This window comes from Teretinema zuelzerae (genome assembly GCF_021021555.1).
Taxonomy (GTDB): Bacteria; Spirochaetota; Spirochaetia; order Treponematales; family Treponemataceae; genus Teretinema; species Teretinema zuelzerae.
In genome coordinates this window covers 263,129-276,597 of sequence record NZ_JAINWA010000001.1, presented here as the reverse complement: position 1 = coordinate 276,597, position 13,469 = coordinate 263,129, and the positions used below count along the sequence as shown (strand labels likewise).

At 55.3% G+C, this 13,469-nt stretch carries 13 protein-coding genes; 9 read left to right on the top strand and 4 right to left on the bottom strand.

The window, feature by feature from the left end; genetic code table 11:
• The first annotated feature begins 81 nt into the window (after positions 1-81).
• The 6 genes from ispH to K7J14_RS01300 all read left to right on the top strand — a co-directional run bounded on the left by ispH (position 82) and on the right by K7J14_RS01300 (position 6,913).
• Positions 82-942, top strand: a complete 861-nt coding sequence (gene ispH / locus K7J14_RS01325; protein ID WP_230752265.1) for a 4-hydroxy-3-methylbut-2-enyl diphosphate reductase — start codon at positions 82-84, stop codon at positions 940-942.
• A gap of 47 nt (positions 943-989) precedes the next feature.
• On the top strand, positions 990-3,692 hold the full coding sequence (locus K7J14_RS01320) for a valine--tRNA ligase (protein WP_230752264.1): 2,703 nt from the start codon (positions 990-992) through the stop codon (positions 3,690-3,692).
• Between the two features lie 16 nt (positions 3,693-3,708).
• Positions 3,709-4,290 (top strand): hypothetical protein, encoded by a 582-nt coding sequence (locus K7J14_RS01315; RefSeq protein ID WP_230752263.1) that lies wholly within the window; start codon positions 3,709-3,711, stop codon positions 4,288-4,290.
• A 104-nt stretch (positions 4,291-4,394) separates the two neighbouring features.
• Entirely contained in the window at positions 4,395-5,393 is a 999-nt protein-coding gene (gap, locus tag K7J14_RS01310) for a type I glyceraldehyde-3-phosphate dehydrogenase (RefSeq protein WP_230752262.1), read from the top strand.
• 34 nt (positions 5,394-5,427) lie between these two features.
• Positions 5,428-5,580, top strand: coding sequence for a hypothetical protein (locus tag K7J14_RS01305; protein ID WP_230752261.1), 153 nt, complete (start codon positions 5,428-5,430; stop codon positions 5,578-5,580).
• Positions 5,581-5,626: 46 nt separating this feature from the next.
• Positions 5,627-6,913, top strand: coding sequence for a homoserine dehydrogenase (locus tag K7J14_RS01300; protein ID WP_230752260.1), 1,287 nt, complete (start codon positions 5,627-5,629; stop codon positions 6,911-6,913).
• A gap of 100 nt (positions 6,914-7,013) precedes the next feature.
• Here the strand turns inward: K7J14_RS01300 and K7J14_RS01295 are convergent, their stop codons facing one another.
• The 4 genes from K7J14_RS01295 to K7J14_RS01280 all read right to left on the bottom strand — a co-directional run bounded on the left by K7J14_RS01295 (position 7,014) and on the right by K7J14_RS01280 (position 10,139).
• A complete protein-coding gene (locus K7J14_RS01295; protein WP_230752258.1) occupies positions 7,014-7,559 on the bottom strand; it encodes a hypothetical protein in 546 nt (181 codons plus the stop codon).
• 1 nt (position 7,560) lies between these two features.
• The gene (locus tag K7J14_RS01290) at positions 7,561-8,517 is read right to left on the bottom strand and encodes a hypothetical protein (RefSeq protein ID WP_230752256.1); all 957 of its coding nucleotides are present in this window, start codon (positions 8,515-8,517) and stop codon (positions 7,561-7,563) included.
• On the bottom strand, positions 8,514-8,864 hold the full coding sequence (locus tag K7J14_RS01285) for a PadR family transcriptional regulator (RefSeq protein ID WP_230752254.1): 351 nt from the start codon (positions 8,862-8,864) through the stop codon (positions 8,514-8,516). The genes K7J14_RS01290 and K7J14_RS01285 overlap by 4 nt, the downstream gene beginning before the upstream one ends.
• Positions 8,865-8,966: 102 nt before the next feature.
• Positions 8,967-10,139 carry a polysaccharide deacetylase family protein gene (locus K7J14_RS01280; protein ID WP_230752252.1) on the bottom strand — a complete coding sequence of 391 codons (1,173 nt, stop codon included), beginning with the start codon at positions 10,137-10,139 and terminating at the stop codon, positions 8,967-8,969.
• A gap of 143 nt (positions 10,140-10,282) precedes the next feature.
• Between K7J14_RS01280 and K7J14_RS01275 the strand changes: the two genes are divergently transcribed.
• The 3 genes from K7J14_RS01275 (at position 10,283) to tpiA (ending at position 13,399) form a co-directional block, all read left to right on the top strand.
• Positions 10,283-11,149 (top strand): NAD(P)/FAD-dependent oxidoreductase, encoded by an 867-nt coding sequence (locus tag K7J14_RS01275; RefSeq protein WP_230752251.1) that lies wholly within the window; start codon positions 10,283-10,285, stop codon positions 11,147-11,149.
• A gap of 100 nt (positions 11,150-11,249) precedes the next feature.
• A complete protein-coding gene (locus K7J14_RS01270; RefSeq protein ID WP_230752249.1) occupies positions 11,250-12,509 on the top strand; it encodes a phosphoglycerate kinase in 1,260 nt (419 codons plus the stop codon).
• A gap of 140 nt (positions 12,510-12,649) precedes the next feature.
• Positions 12,650-13,399 carry a triose-phosphate isomerase gene (gene tpiA, locus K7J14_RS01265; RefSeq protein ID WP_230752248.1) on the top strand — a complete coding sequence of 250 codons (750 nt, stop codon included), beginning with the start codon at positions 12,650-12,652 and terminating at the stop codon, positions 13,397-13,399.
• Positions 13,400-13,469 lie beyond the last annotated feature (70 nt).

Here is a 13,469-nt window from a genome sequence, read left to right as displayed (position 1 = left end):
AGTTTGTCTGTATGAACCAAGGGGTTGTCCGCATCAGGGCAACCCCTTTTCTTTTTTTTGACACTTGGGTACAGTGATCCCATGAAACGGACATTGAGAATCATCCGGGCGGATATCATGGGCTATTGCATGGGAGTCAGGCGGGCAGTAGAGGCCGCGGAACAGGCGCTGCTGGACAACCCTCTGCGCCCGGTATATACCTATGGGCCTTTGATTCACAATCCCTCCGCTTTGGAGCGGTTGTCGGAAGCCGGCGTGGAGATTCTCGGACCGGGCTACGCGCCGATTCCGGACGACTTTCACGGCCGTTCGGTTGTCGTCCGCGCCCACGGAATACCGCCCCAGGAGCGCGCCCTGCTTGAAAGCCGCCATGCGATGGTGGTAGACGCAACCTGTCCGCGCGTGCTTTCGAGCCAAAAACGGGCAAAAAGCTACCACGAGCGGGGGTATCGAGTGATTCTCGCAGGCGACCGCGACCATGGGGAGATCGCCGGCATCGCCGGCTACGCGCCGGATTGCATACTTCTCGGCTCCCGGGAAGACGCTGAAAACATACAAAACTGGCCTGAAAGAGCGGTGCTCATCAGCCAAACCACGATAAAACAATCCGAATACGACGCGATTGCCGGGGTTCTTTCCCGGCACATTACCGACTTGATCGTTCTGGATACCATCTGCCCGGCGACGGTCGAACGCCAGAAAGCCCTTGCCTCGCTCGCTGAAAAAGTGGAGGGCATCCTGGTCGTAGGCGGCAGGGAATCGGCCAACACCCTTCGTCTGTTTCTCAGCGCTCAAAGCCTGTGTTCACATGCCTGGCATGTGGAAACCGCGGCGGAAATCCCTCCGGAAGCGTACAGTCTGTCCTGCATCGGCATCACCGCCGGTGCCTCCACCCCGGACGACGTAATCGACGCAGTTGAACAAGCACTCCAAAACGTATAAAATCGCATTCGATACCTAAATTTAAATCCTGAAGGACTACGCGGCACATGAAGGCAATAGAACTCGAAAAGGCATATAACCCAAAAGATTTTGAAGACCGGGTGTACTCAGCCTGGGAAACCGGCGGTCATTTTCAGCCGAAATCAGGCCCGGAGTCTCCCTTCGTCGTCGTAATACCTCCTCCCAACGTGACCGGCGTCCTCCACATGGGCCACGGGCTCAATAATTCCCTGCAAGACATCGTGGTGCGCTATCACCGCATGCGCGGAGAGCCTACCCTTTGGGTTCCCGGAACCGACCATGCCGGTATCGCCACCCAGAACGTCGTAGAAAAGCGTCTGAAAAAGGAAGGCAAGAGCCGCCACGATTTGGGCCGCGAAGCTTTCGTCGAACGCACATGGGAAGTAAAAAAAGAACATCATGAGACTATAACACGCCAGCTGCGGAAGATCGGCGCCAGCGTCGACTGGACCCGCGAACGCTTCACCCTGGACGAAGGCCTCTCCCGCTCGGTGCGCGAAGTATTCGTCACCCTCTACGAACGCGGCCTTATCTATCGCGGAAATTATCTGGTAAACTGGTGCACCTCCTGCGGTACAGCCCTTGCCGACGACGAAGTCGAACACGAAGACACAAACGGCGCGATGTACCACATCTGGTACGAGCTCGAAGCCGGATCGGCTCTTCCCGACGGCTCGACGCGCATCGAAATCGCGACCACCCGTCCGGAGACCCTTCTCGGCGATACCGCCGTAGCCGTGCATCCCGAGGATGAACGATACGCTTCTTTGATCGGAAAACACGTCCATTTGCCGCTGACCGGCCGCATGATTCCGATAGTTGCAGATACGTACGTAGACCGGACGTTCGGCACCGGCATGGTAAAAATCACTCCCGCCCACGATCCGAACGACTGGGAAGTGTCCAAGCGCCATAATCTCCCGGTCATCAATATTCTGAATCCGGACGGCACTCTTAATGCAGAAGTTCCCGAAAAATACCGCGGTTTGAAATGCCCTGCCGCCCGCAAGGCCGTCATCGAAGACCTCAAGGAACTCGGCCTTTTTAAGGAAGAAAAGAAAATTACCCACGCGGTGGGCAAGTGCTACCGGTGCAATACCGTAGTCGAACCGTATCTTTCAGACCAGTGGTTCGTAAAAATGCGCCCGCTCGCGGACAAGGCTCTCGACGCGTGGAAAAAGGGCGAAATCAGATTTTATCCCCAGAAATGGGAGAATACCTATTCTCGCTGGATGGAAGGCATCCGAGACTGGTGCATTTCCCGCCAGCTGTGGTGGGGCCACCGCATTCCGGTATGGTACTGCAGGGATTGCGGAGAAATGATAGTTTCCCGAGACGATCCTGCCTCCTGTTCAAAATGCGGAAGCGCGAAGATCGAACAGGATTCCGACGTTCTGGACACCTGGTTTTCAAGCTGGCTCTGGCCGTTTTCGACCCTGGGCTGGCCCGAAAAAACTCCCGACCTTGAGTCCTTTTATCCCACGACTGCTCTCGTCACCGCCTACGATATCATCTTTTTCTGGGTGGCCAGAATGGTTATGGCGGGGCTCGAGTTCACCGGCAAAGCCCCCTTCCGCGATATTTACATCCATGGATTGGTGCGCGACAAACAGGGCCGGAAAATGTCGAAATCTCTGGGCAACGGCATCGATCCGCTGGAAATAGTCGACGAGTTCGGCGCAGACGCCCTTAAATTCACCTTGGCCTTTATGTGCGCCGCCGGTCAGGACATCCTGGTGGACAAGGAATCCTTCAAGATGGGTTCCCGCTTCGCCAACAAAATATGGAACGCTTCTCGCTACATTCTTGGAAATCTTGAGGGACGCGAACTCGTTTCCGTTCCCAAGAGCGGTTTGACCGAACTGGACCGATGGATATATCACCGCCTGAACGCTGCCGCCGGCGCAGTGCGATCGGCTCTGGAATCCTATCGCTATAACGACGGCGCCCAGGCGATATACGAGTTTTTCTGGAACGATTTCTGCGACTGGTACGTGGAAGCGACCAAGCTTTCGTTCAGAAACGGCGACGATGCCGAGAAAAACCGGGCTGTTTCCGTGCTTCTTTCGGTGTTGGAAGAATCCCTGCGTTTGGTGCATCCCTTCCTCCCGTTCGTTACAGAGGAAATCTACGGCTTCCTTCCGGCAGCCTGCGCGCGGTCGGCGGACGATTCACTGGGGCTTGCCGAGCGCGCCTCCCTTTTGATCAGCGCGTCTTATCCCGAATCGAACGAGAACCGCTGCGACGAGGCCGCCGAAGCCCGCTTCACCGCGCTTCAGGAAATGGTGCGATCCATCAGGGGTCTCAGGGTAGAATGCGGAATAGATCCGGCATCGAAGATCGGAATCGCGCTGTTTACTGAAGCCGGAAGCGACGCGGCCGTCGCCCGCGAGAAGGTCGATATTCTGCAGATGCTCGCCGGGCTTTCCCGCGTCGACTTCATCCCGTCTCCCTCCGACAGGCCCAAAGGCGCCATCGGAACGGTGGGGAAGGGCTTCGAGGCCTTCATCCTCGTCGGTGAGGGCGTCGATTCCGGCCAGCTTGCAAACCGTTTTGAAAAGGAAATACTTAAAGAGCAGGGCAATGCCTCGCGTCTCGAAGCGAAGCTCGGAAACGCGAGCTTCGTCTCGAACGCGCCGGAGGATGTCGTCGCCGCGGAGAAATCCAAACTGGACGAACTTCGGCGCAGGATAGAAAAATTGTCCGGCTACGTGGCGGACTTGCGTTAGTTTGCAGGGGGAGCGAATGAATACCCAGGACATGCTGGTTCTTAAAGGAATATACCTCGCTCCCTACATGCAGCTCGCTACTATGTTGATCGGCAAACAACGCCATGCAGGCGGCAACATGTTCCGCCATCAGATCGACACCATGGGGATACTCCTCGACTACGGCTATATCGACAGCGTGCTGTTAAAGGCATCAGTGATCCACGACGTGATAGAGGACATTCCCGACTTCAATCGCAACCAGATTCTGGAAATCGATTCGGAATCTGGCCAGGTGTACGACCTGGTCATGGAAGTGACCAAGCAGGAAGGAATGCTGAAAAGCGATTACCTCAAGCGCATTATCGAGAAGGGCTCCCATCGGGCCAAGGTGCTTAAATGCGCGGACAGGATCAGCAATATGATCAGCCTCGGCTTCGTCACCGATCCCGCCTTCATCGAGCGCTACTGCGAAGAAACAGAGCTGTATCTGTTTCCCATAGCCCTCGAGGTGAATTTCGAAATGTACCAGGAACTGATTCAGCTGGTCATATCCCGCCGGCAATACCTCGAAGATTCCGGCTTTCTGTGCCGCCGGGTCGAACCTCACGGCGGTTGACTTTTTTTTTACGCTCCGCTCCGTTCGAGCGGGCGTCGATACATTGACCTTGATAGGCCGTATGGCTATAGTATAGGTAACATTTTATAGATTAGGAGACCCTAATGATCAAAGTAGGAATTAACGGTTTCGGCCGCATCGGCCGCATGGTTTTCCGCGCAGCTGTCGCCAACTTCAGCAAAGACATTCAGATCGTCGGAATCAACGACCTTCTCGATCCCTCTTACCTGGCTTACATGCTTAAATACGACTCGGTACACGGTCAGTTCAAGGGCGAAGTTTCCGTTGAGGGCAGCTTCCTCGTAGTGAACGGAAACAAGATCCGCCTCACCGCCGAGAAAGATCCCCTGAACCTCAAGTGGAACGAAGTCGGAGCCGACGTAGTCGTCGAATCCACCGGTTTCTTCCTTGACGACGAATCCGCCCGCAAGCACATCACCGCCGGCGCCAAGAAAGTCATCATGTCCGCTCCTTCAAAGGATTCAACCCCCATGTTCGTTTACGGAGTAAACGACAAGGAATACAAGGGCCAGGACATCATCTCCAACGCTTCCTGCACCACCAACTGCCTCGCGCCTCTTGCGAAAGTCCTGAACGACAAGTTCGGAATCGTTAAGGGCCTGATGACCACCGTTCACGCAGCAACTGCCACCCAGAAGACTGTCGACGGTCCCTCCGCCAAAGACTGGCGCGGCGGACGCGGAATCCTCGAGAACATCATTCCGTCCTCGACCGGTGCTGCAAAAGCTGTCGGCAAGGTTCTTCCCGTTCTTAACGGCAAGCTCACCGGCATGGCCTTCCGCGTTCCCACCTCCGACGTATCCGTCGTTGACCTCACCTGCGTGCTCGAGAAGGGCGCTTCCATGGACGAGATCAAGGCCGCAATGAAAGCCGCCGCCGAAGGCGAACTCAAGGGCGTTCTCAAGTACACCGAGGACGACGTTGTTTCCACCGATTTCCGCGGCGAGAGCTGCACCTCGATCTTCGATGCGAAGGCCGGAATTTCTCTCGATGCGAACTTCGTAAAGGTCGTGTCCTGGTACGACAACGAATGGGGCTATTCCAACAAAGTATGCGAAATGGTTCGCGTCGTAGCAAAGTAAGGAATTCGATTCCCTATTTTTCGACGCTAGCTGTGTGAAAATCCGGCTGTCCCTGCGGCAGCCGGGTCTTTCGAAAAACCGCGTTCCCGATGAAGCCGATACGGCGCATCAGGACGCGGTTTTTTTATGCCCGCAGATACTTGGTGCGGTCATATCATCCCGCTTTCTGCACACGGGCTATATGTGATATAGTATTTATGCAGTTCGACTCAATAAAAATCGGGAGATATGAAATGTCTGATATCGTCATAGGAGTTATAGGATTCGGTACGGTCGGCACCGGCGTCGCGAAAATACTGTTAAACGACCGCGCGATGCTCGAGGAGCGCGCAGGATGCAAAATTGTCCTCAAGCGAATCGCTGATCTGGATGTTTCCTCCGATCGCGGCCTCGCGCTTCCTGAAGGAATGCTCATCGCGGACGCGGACGCTGTCATCGGCGACGCGGAAATAAACACGGTAATCGAAGTCATCGGCGGAGAAGGCGCCGCCAAGAAATTCATAGAAGCGGCGCTCAAGGCCGGCAAGAACGTCATCACTTCCAATAAGGAAGTCATCGCAAAGCACGGGCGCGCGTTCACCGAACTCGCCAAGGCCCACGGCTGTACGATTCTCTATGAAGCGGCTGTAGGCGGAGGAATACCGGTTCTCCACGCAATCCGCAATTCCTTGGCCGCGAACAGGATCGAGCGGGTGTACGGCATCGTGAACGGTACTACCAACTTCATTCTATCGAAGATGACGGCCACCGGGGCGGATTTCTCCGCCACCCTCCGCGAAGCCCAGGATCTCGGATACGCCGAGGCAGATCCCAAGAACGACGTTGAAGGATACGACGCAACCTATAAGCTCGCTATTCTATCGAGCCTCGCGTTCCGTTGTCCCGTCGACTACCGCGAAATATACCGCGAAGGAATCACTCGGATCACTGCGGACGATATCGCGGCGGCGAAATATTTCGGCTACACGGTGAAGATTCTCGCGGTGGGAGTCAACCGGGAGGACGGACTCGAGCTTCGCGTTCACCCGGTCATGGTGCCGGACGAGCATCCGCTCGCAAGCGTTCACGACGCCTTCAACGCGATTTTTATCCGCGGTTCGAGCCTCGGCGATTCCATGCTTTACGGCAGGGGCGCCGGCGAGCTGCCGACCGCTTCCGCTGTCGTCGGCGACGTGATGAACCTCGCGTTCCGCGGAACGCAAGGATTTTCCCACGATACCGATTTCGCCCTTGCCGAACGCAAGGTGCTTCCGATATCTGAAAGCATCACCAGCTTTTTCGTTCGTTGCGTCGTCAACGACGCGCCCGGAGTGCTCGCATCCTACGCGAACATCTTCGCCAAATATCGGGTTAGCATCCACAACATCCGCCAAATGGACGCGCGCGACGGAGAGGCGACGATTACGATCATCACCCATCCGACGCGCGAAGCTGAAATGCGCGCCGCTCTGGCCGAAATTGAAGCTCTTCCCACAGTGCGCCGCGTCGCGTCGGTGATCCGCGCCGGTCTGGGAGACTGACGCGCTCGGCGCCGGATCGGCCGCAATCCGTTCATGCCGGGCCGGCACGGCGAGAACCCCGCGCCCGGCGTGCAAGCGCGGCCGCGGTTTCAGGTTCCGGTTATGCCGGCACGGCGAGAACCCCGGTCGCGGCGAGGTAGCCGAGAAGGCTGAGCAGGCTTATAAGAACTACGGCCGCGACGGCCGCCGCTTTCACAGCTTTTTTCTTAGCCTCGACGAGCAGTTTGCATACGAGGGCGAACAGAAGCACGTACAAGACCAGTTCAGGCAGGCCGAAGACATGGTAGAGCAGCGAAAGAGTCGTGTATACGAAGCCTTCGAAGGAACCGGGAGCAGGGCCCAGAGCTGAAAACCCCGAAAGTCCCGCAACGAGGAGGGCGAGCGCGGCGTAGCCGTGCTTTTCGCCGGTTATTCTCTTCCTGAAGGGAAGAAGCACCGCGCCGACGACAAGCCCTCGCAAAATTTGCAGCCCCGGTCCGAGCGCGGTCATGGGATCGTCGACCTGCCGCATGAAGGTTGCCAGAGCTTCTTCGGCGAAACGCTCGCGGTATCCTAAAAAGGTGACCGCGAAAATCCCCGCGATAAAGTACGCGATAGTATGCGCCAGCGCCGCATTCCAGACGAAACCGATTGAATCTTTCTTCATTTCAAGACCCCAGATTTTCCATTTTTTTGACGAGCGAGCGGAACGCGTGCGACGCCAGCTCTATCGTTTCTATTAACGCGACCAGAATGAAAATCATTCTGAACCCGACAATGCCTTCGTAATCGGAATAGAGCGATAGATCGAACGCCATCGCCCAATGGAGGGCGACAGTCGCGACTTCCGCGATCAATCCCCAAATTTTCAACGTCTTTATTTTCGCTTTCCCGGAAACGGCGAAAACGGCACGTACTGCCTGAGCTGCCCAGACGGGATTGAAAAGCGAGACGTACAATGCTAACCGTTCAATGTCTACGAAGTGATTCCTGCCTGCGGCCAGCCCTGTCGCGAAGAATGACGTTTCCAGAGCGCGTATCGCCTGAGGATACGCGTTCAAGACGACAGCCGCGATAGATAGTCCCGCTATCGCGATGATGTGTTCCACCGTTGATTCTTTTCCGGAATCGATTTCGATCCCCTTGAGTTCAACAGGATCCCAGTCTTCGTCGGGATCGGCAACAGCGTCCGGCACGCATCTTGACGCCAGGACGAAGGCGATGGAGATCGCGCCTACAGCCGCAAGCGATGACGTGAAAACGCTTGATGCAAAGAACCCCAGAAGAGCAGCTGGTCCGCCTCCGTTTCCAGAGAGAGCCTTCACGACGGTTATGACCGCGAAAGCTATCGCAAGCGCGCCCGGCACGATTTTGATCAGCATCAGATACAAAGGCGTCAGGCCTCGCGAAACGGCCGTCTGGTTTTCTGCGTATCTTAACGCTACCGATTGCGGGCTGCCGAAGGAGCGGATCGCTTCCATCGCTTCTTTCTCCGAGGGGTTCTCCCCGTATTTTGATTCGATATCTTCCATAAGCAAGCTTTCAAGCTCTTTTTTAATGTCTGCCCGCCCTTTAAGCGGGAGCTTCGAGCCGATAGCCTGGATATATTGATCCACCAGTTTCATTCAGAACCTCCTTTGTGTTGTTCCAGTCCGCGCAGAGCCGTGTCGAGTCCTTTCCATTCCTCGAGAAGCCGGGCGCGCACAGCCTTTCCCTTTTCGCTCGCCGAGTAGTACCGGCGCGGCCTCGATTCAGTCGTATCCCACCGGCTTTCAAGCAATCCCTGTTTTTCGAGCCTTCGCAGCAGGGGGTAGAGCGTGTTTTGTTCAATCTGTATTCCCTGCTCGTTGAGCCGGGAAGCGAGCGAGTATCCGTATCCCGGCTCGTCTGTGCACAGTAAAACCGACAATACCAGCGTTCCCCGGTTAAGTTCCTGAATCAGGTTGATGGTCGCCTCGTCGTCATTCTCCATGATTCGCTCCTGTGCCTAATATAGTGTATGTAATACAGTATTGTCAAATTTAAACTATAAAAAAAACGCCGAAGAACTCTGTCTCCGGCGTTTTTTGTTCTATCATCTCAACGGAACGGGATTCTCCAGCCACGATACCAGATCTTTCATTGTTACAAGACGGGCGTCTTTCAATCCTGCAGCATACTCGTAGCACGCTTTCAAAGCACGCCTGCGTTCCCCGGCGTCTGCGTTCGGCATGGGGTCGTCGTACTCGTCCGCGTAAATATCCGAGTGGAAGCAGAAAATCATCGGAGCGCGGTTTCCCTGATATTTTAAATCGAGCGAATAAGCGAAAGTCGCGATGAACTCGTCCGCGTTCATTTCGAACGGCGACCACAGATTCCAGTCGAGGCCGTCGATTTTTCCGTCGTTCTCGTTAAAGGTGTCGACCCGCTTCGCCAGTTTCGTCCTCAGTCCCTCCTGCACCCCGTATTTTCTGCACAGTTCGTCGGGCGGAACGGTTACTGCATACGTCGGCAATTCCCACAAAGCCGGCACGCCGGGCGCCGGTTCTCTGCCGTTTTCTATAGCGTCAAGCCGGTCTCCCGGGCTTCCCAGGTCGAGTGTATAGGGCCAAAAACAGTTTGTTCCGTCCTGTTCGCTCTGAAAGCCTTCGGAGATGCTGCAGTCGTACGAAAAGCCGAGACGGGAGAGCGCAGGAAAGAGATGCGCATTGTATCCCAGAAAAGGCGCCCTGAAACCGACGATTTCCTCGCTTCTCAGTCCGATTCCGTTCTTGTCGTCCTTTGTTTCCGGCGTTTCATTCGGATCGAAGCGATTGGTCAGGCATTCGTCGCAGCGCATGATTTCTTCTTCCCATTTAGATGCTGAATAGCCTTCCCGCAGTCCATGAGGGTGGGTGTAGGTGTGGTTCCCGATCTCATGGCCGAGATCGGCGGCCTTTTTCCAGATTTTTTTCACAAACGATCCGTTTTCCCATTGGCCCGGCCCTGAGTAAAAACCCGCCGCGAGGAAGGTTGCCCGGGTAGCGGCATAGTCGAAGGTTTTTTTTCCGGCGTGTTCTGTATGCTCCCCGCTTCCCTGGTTTCGCCCCGAATCGAAGAGATCGAGAACGAAGGACATCCCTCCGATGGTTCCAGCTCCCGGAAGACCCGACTTTCCGTTGTCGTCGAAGGTGAAGGCCGCGAATTGAGGCACGCGTGCCGGCTGGAGTCTATCCGGCGGATTGATGGACGGGAGTCGTGATATCGCTTTATGGTTCATTTTGCTCATTGTTTCCTCTGCTTCTTGTTGGTACACTGCTTGTACAAAATAAATCCTCTCCAGGCATTTGTCAAGAAAGAAGAGCGCCCCCTCTATCCGCAATCGTGACTCTGTCACTTTACTTTTCGTTTAAAAAGAAAGAAATTAGTTTAATGATGTACGATTCAATTATTATTGGCAAAGGTCCGGCCGGAATTTCGGCTTCGTTGTATCTGGTTCGCGCCGGCCTGAAGGTTCTGGTGCTCGGTCATGGAGTAGGGGCTCTTGAACGGGCCGAAAAAATCGATAATTACTATGGTTTCGACCAGCCTCTTTCCGGCGCAGAGCTGGCCGCGCGGGGAGTCGCCCAGGCCCGCCGCATAGGAGCGGAAATCCGAGAAGAGGAAGCCGTGAATATTTCCATGGAGGACGCGTGGGTTGTGAAAACCGCAGGCGGCGAATATCGGGGCCGATCCGTATTGCTTGCCACCGGAAAATCGCGCGCCGGCTTGAAGGTTCCCGGTTTTGAGGAGCTTCGCGGGAAGGGCATCAGTTTTTGCGCAACCTGCGACGGTTTTTTTTATAAGAATAAGCGTCTTGCGGTCATAGGAACGGGCGATTACGCCGCGAACGAGCTGTCGGAACTCGCTCATTTCACCAAGGATATAACTCTTTTCACGAACGGAGCTGAACCTGCTTCTGCCCGCTTTCCGGAAGGTCTTGCCGTTGAGAAGCGCATGATAGACGGATTTGCAGGTTCGGATAAGCTGACCGGGATTTCCCTTGAAGGAGGGGAGGCTATGGCTGTTGACGGCGCCTTCGTCGCGCTGGGAACCGCTGGAGCCGCAGACTTCGCCGCCAAGATCGGCGTTGAACTCAACAAGACCGATATCGTCGTTGATCAGTCATTTATGACGAACGTGCCGGGAATTTTCGCCGCCGGCGACTGCATCGGCGGATATCTGCAAATAGCGAAAGCTGTTTCCGACGGAGCCCACGCGGCGAAACATATGGTGCCCTATATCAAATCCCTGCAATAACAGCCTGCGGTTTCGCTCTATTTACAAGGCAATCTCAAATTGCTATATTTTTATAGATTAAAGATCGATTGTTTTTTTAATATTTTCAGGAGGCTTTTCCATGATTAAGACTGTGAAAGACGTAGCCCTCGCGGGTAAAAGCGTTATTATGCGCGTGGACTTCAATGTTCCCATGAAAGACGGAGTCGTTCAGGACGACACCCGCATCATGGCCGCTCTGCCCACAATCAAGTACATCCTTGAGCAATCGCCCCGTTCCCTCGTTTTGATGAGCCACCTCGGAGATCCTGACAAGGACGCGAAAAAGGCCCAGGAAAAAGCCGAAAAAGACGGCAAGGCCTTTGATAAAGAAAAATTCATCGCCGGCAAAAACCGCATGGCTCCCGTCGCCGCCTATCTCGAGTCCAAGCTCGGCAAGAAAGTGGAATTCGCTCCTTCCTGCATGGGACAGAAGGCCAAGGTCGACTCCCTTCCCGCTGGAGGCGTTCTCATGCTGGAGAATACCCGCTTCCACAAGGAAGAAACCGCGAAGGACGCTGCTTCCCAGGAAGTACTGGCGAAAGAGCTTGCGACCTACGGAGAAGTCTTCGTAAACGACGCGTTCGGAACCGCTCACCGCGCCCATGCTTCGACCGCTACCATCGCGAAGTTCATGAAAGTGAACGTCGGCGGCTTCCTCATGGAAAAAGAAGTAAAGTATCTTGATCCGATGATTTCAAATCCCCCCAAACCGATGACAGCCATCATCGGCGGCGCGAAGGTTTCCTCTAAAATCGCAGTTCTCGAAAGCCTCCTCAAGAACGCTTCCGCCCTCATCATCGGCGGCGGCATGGCATACACCTTCCTTAAAGCCCAGGGCCACACAGTCGGAAAGTCTTTGGTGGAAGACGAGTTCATCGATACCGCGAAAAGCCTTCTTTCCGCAGCCGCCGCCCAGCACGTTAAGATCATCCTCCCGGTTGATCACGTATGCGGCGACGGCTTCTCTCCGGACGCCAAGGTGACGAACGTTCCCGGACTCGACATCCCCGACGGCCAGATGGGCATGGATGTCGGCCCCAAGACTATCGCCTTGTATACTGAAACCATTCTTGCCAGCAAGTCCATCGTATGGAACGGACCTGTCGGCGTGTTCGAATTCGACGCCTTCGCGAAGGGAACCGAAACCGTCGCCCGCCTTGTGGCGGACGCGACCGGCAAGGGCGCGATCAGCGTCGTCGGCGGCGGAGATTCCGTAGCCGCCGTAAACAAATTCAATATTGCGGACAAGATGAGCCATGTATCTACCGGCGGCGGCGCGAGCCTCGAGTTCCTCGAAGGAAAAATCCTTCCCGGAATCGCCGTCCTGGAAACAAAGTAACAATTTAGCAGTTTCCGAAAGGGCTTCCGATGAAATGGAAGCCCTTTTTGTTTTGTTAGAGAAGCCTCTGTTTTCCCGGATTGAAAGCGTTGCGCATTTTTGATACTATTCAATAAATTTGTTACGAAAGGAGCTATCCCATGCGCAAATATTTTATCGCCGGAAACTGGAAGATGCATAAAACCGCTTCAGAGGCTGTTGCCCTTGCAACCGACCTCGTCAAAGAGCTGAAAGCCGGTCCCCACAAGTACATGATCGCGCCGTCTTTCACCGCTCTCGACGCCGTATCCAAAGTGGTGAAGGGATCCAACATCCTTCTCGGCGCCCAGAACATGAGCACAGACGAGCAGGGCGCCCATACCGGAGAAGTTTCCGTTCTCCAGCTCAAGGACCTCGGCGTTCAGGTCGTGATTCTCGGACACTCCGAGCGCCGCCATACCTACAAAGAAGACGACTCGATGATCAACCGCAAGGTTAAGCTCGCCCTCTCCCACGGCCTCGAGGTTATTCTCTGCGTCGGCGAACTTCTTGAAGAACGCGAAGCCGGAAAAGCCGAAAAGGTTTGCGAAGAACAGACACGTCTCGGCCTCGCAGGCGTATCGCTCGAGGATCTCAAGAAGGTAACCATCGCCTACGAACCCGTCTGGGCGATCGGCACCGGCAAGACCGCTACCCCCGAGGATGCCGACGCGATTCACGCCTTCATCCGCAAAATCGTCGCAGACATGTACGGAGCCGCCGCCGCCGAAGCGATGATCATTCAATACGGCGGATCCATGAAAGCCGACAACGCCGCCGCCCTTCTCGCGAAGGCTAACATAGACGGCGGACTCATCGGCGGAGCCGCGCTCAAGGCCGACACCTTCGCTCCGATCGCTCTCTGCAAGTAACTTCTTCCTGAAGTCCTGTCGTTTCGCCCTGTCCATTACGGGGCGAAACTGCTTGCACAAGATTTTTCTT

Excerpts from the sequence above, each read along its gene's own strand:
- gap (WP_230752262.1), top strand. The coding sequence starts at position 4,395 with ATGATCAAAGTAGGAATTAACGGTTTCGGCCGCATCGGCCGCATGGTT.
- K7J14_RS01290 (WP_230752256.1), bottom strand. The coding sequence starts at position 8,517 with ATGAAACTGGTGGATCAATATATCCAGGCTATCGGCTCGAAGCTCCCG.
- K7J14_RS01315 (WP_230752263.1), top strand. The coding sequence starts at position 3,709 with ATGAATACCCAGGACATGCTGGTTCTTAAAGGAATATACCTCGCTCCC.
- tpiA (WP_230752248.1), top strand. The coding sequence starts at position 12,650 with ATGCGCAAATATTTTATCGCCGGAAACTGGAAGATGCATAAAACCGCT.
- K7J14_RS01300 (WP_230752260.1), top strand. The coding sequence starts at position 5,627 with ATGTCTGATATCGTCATAGGAGTTATAGGATTCGGTACGGTCGGCACC.
- K7J14_RS01275 (WP_230752251.1), top strand. The coding sequence starts at position 10,283 with ATGATGTACGATTCAATTATTATTGGCAAAGGTCCGGCCGGAATTTCG.
- K7J14_RS01280 (WP_230752252.1), bottom strand. The coding sequence starts at position 10,139 with ATGAGCAAAATGAACCATAAAGCGATATCACGACTCCCGTCCATCAAT.
- K7J14_RS01320 (WP_230752264.1), top strand. The coding sequence starts at position 990 with ATGAAGGCAATAGAACTCGAAAAGGCATATAACCCAAAAGATTTTGAA.
- K7J14_RS01270 (WP_230752249.1), top strand. The coding sequence starts at position 11,250 with ATGATTAAGACTGTGAAAGACGTAGCCCTCGCGGGTAAAAGCGTTATT.
- K7J14_RS01285 (WP_230752254.1), bottom strand. The coding sequence starts at position 8,864 with ATGGAGAATGACGACGAGGCGACCATCAACCTGATTCAGGAACTTAAC.
- ispH (WP_230752265.1), top strand. The coding sequence starts at position 82 with ATGAAACGGACATTGAGAATCATCCGGGCGGATATCATGGGCTATTGC.
- K7J14_RS01295 (WP_230752258.1), bottom strand. The coding sequence starts at position 7,559 with ATGAAGAAAGATTCAATCGGTTTCGTCTGGAATGCGGCGCTGGCGCAT.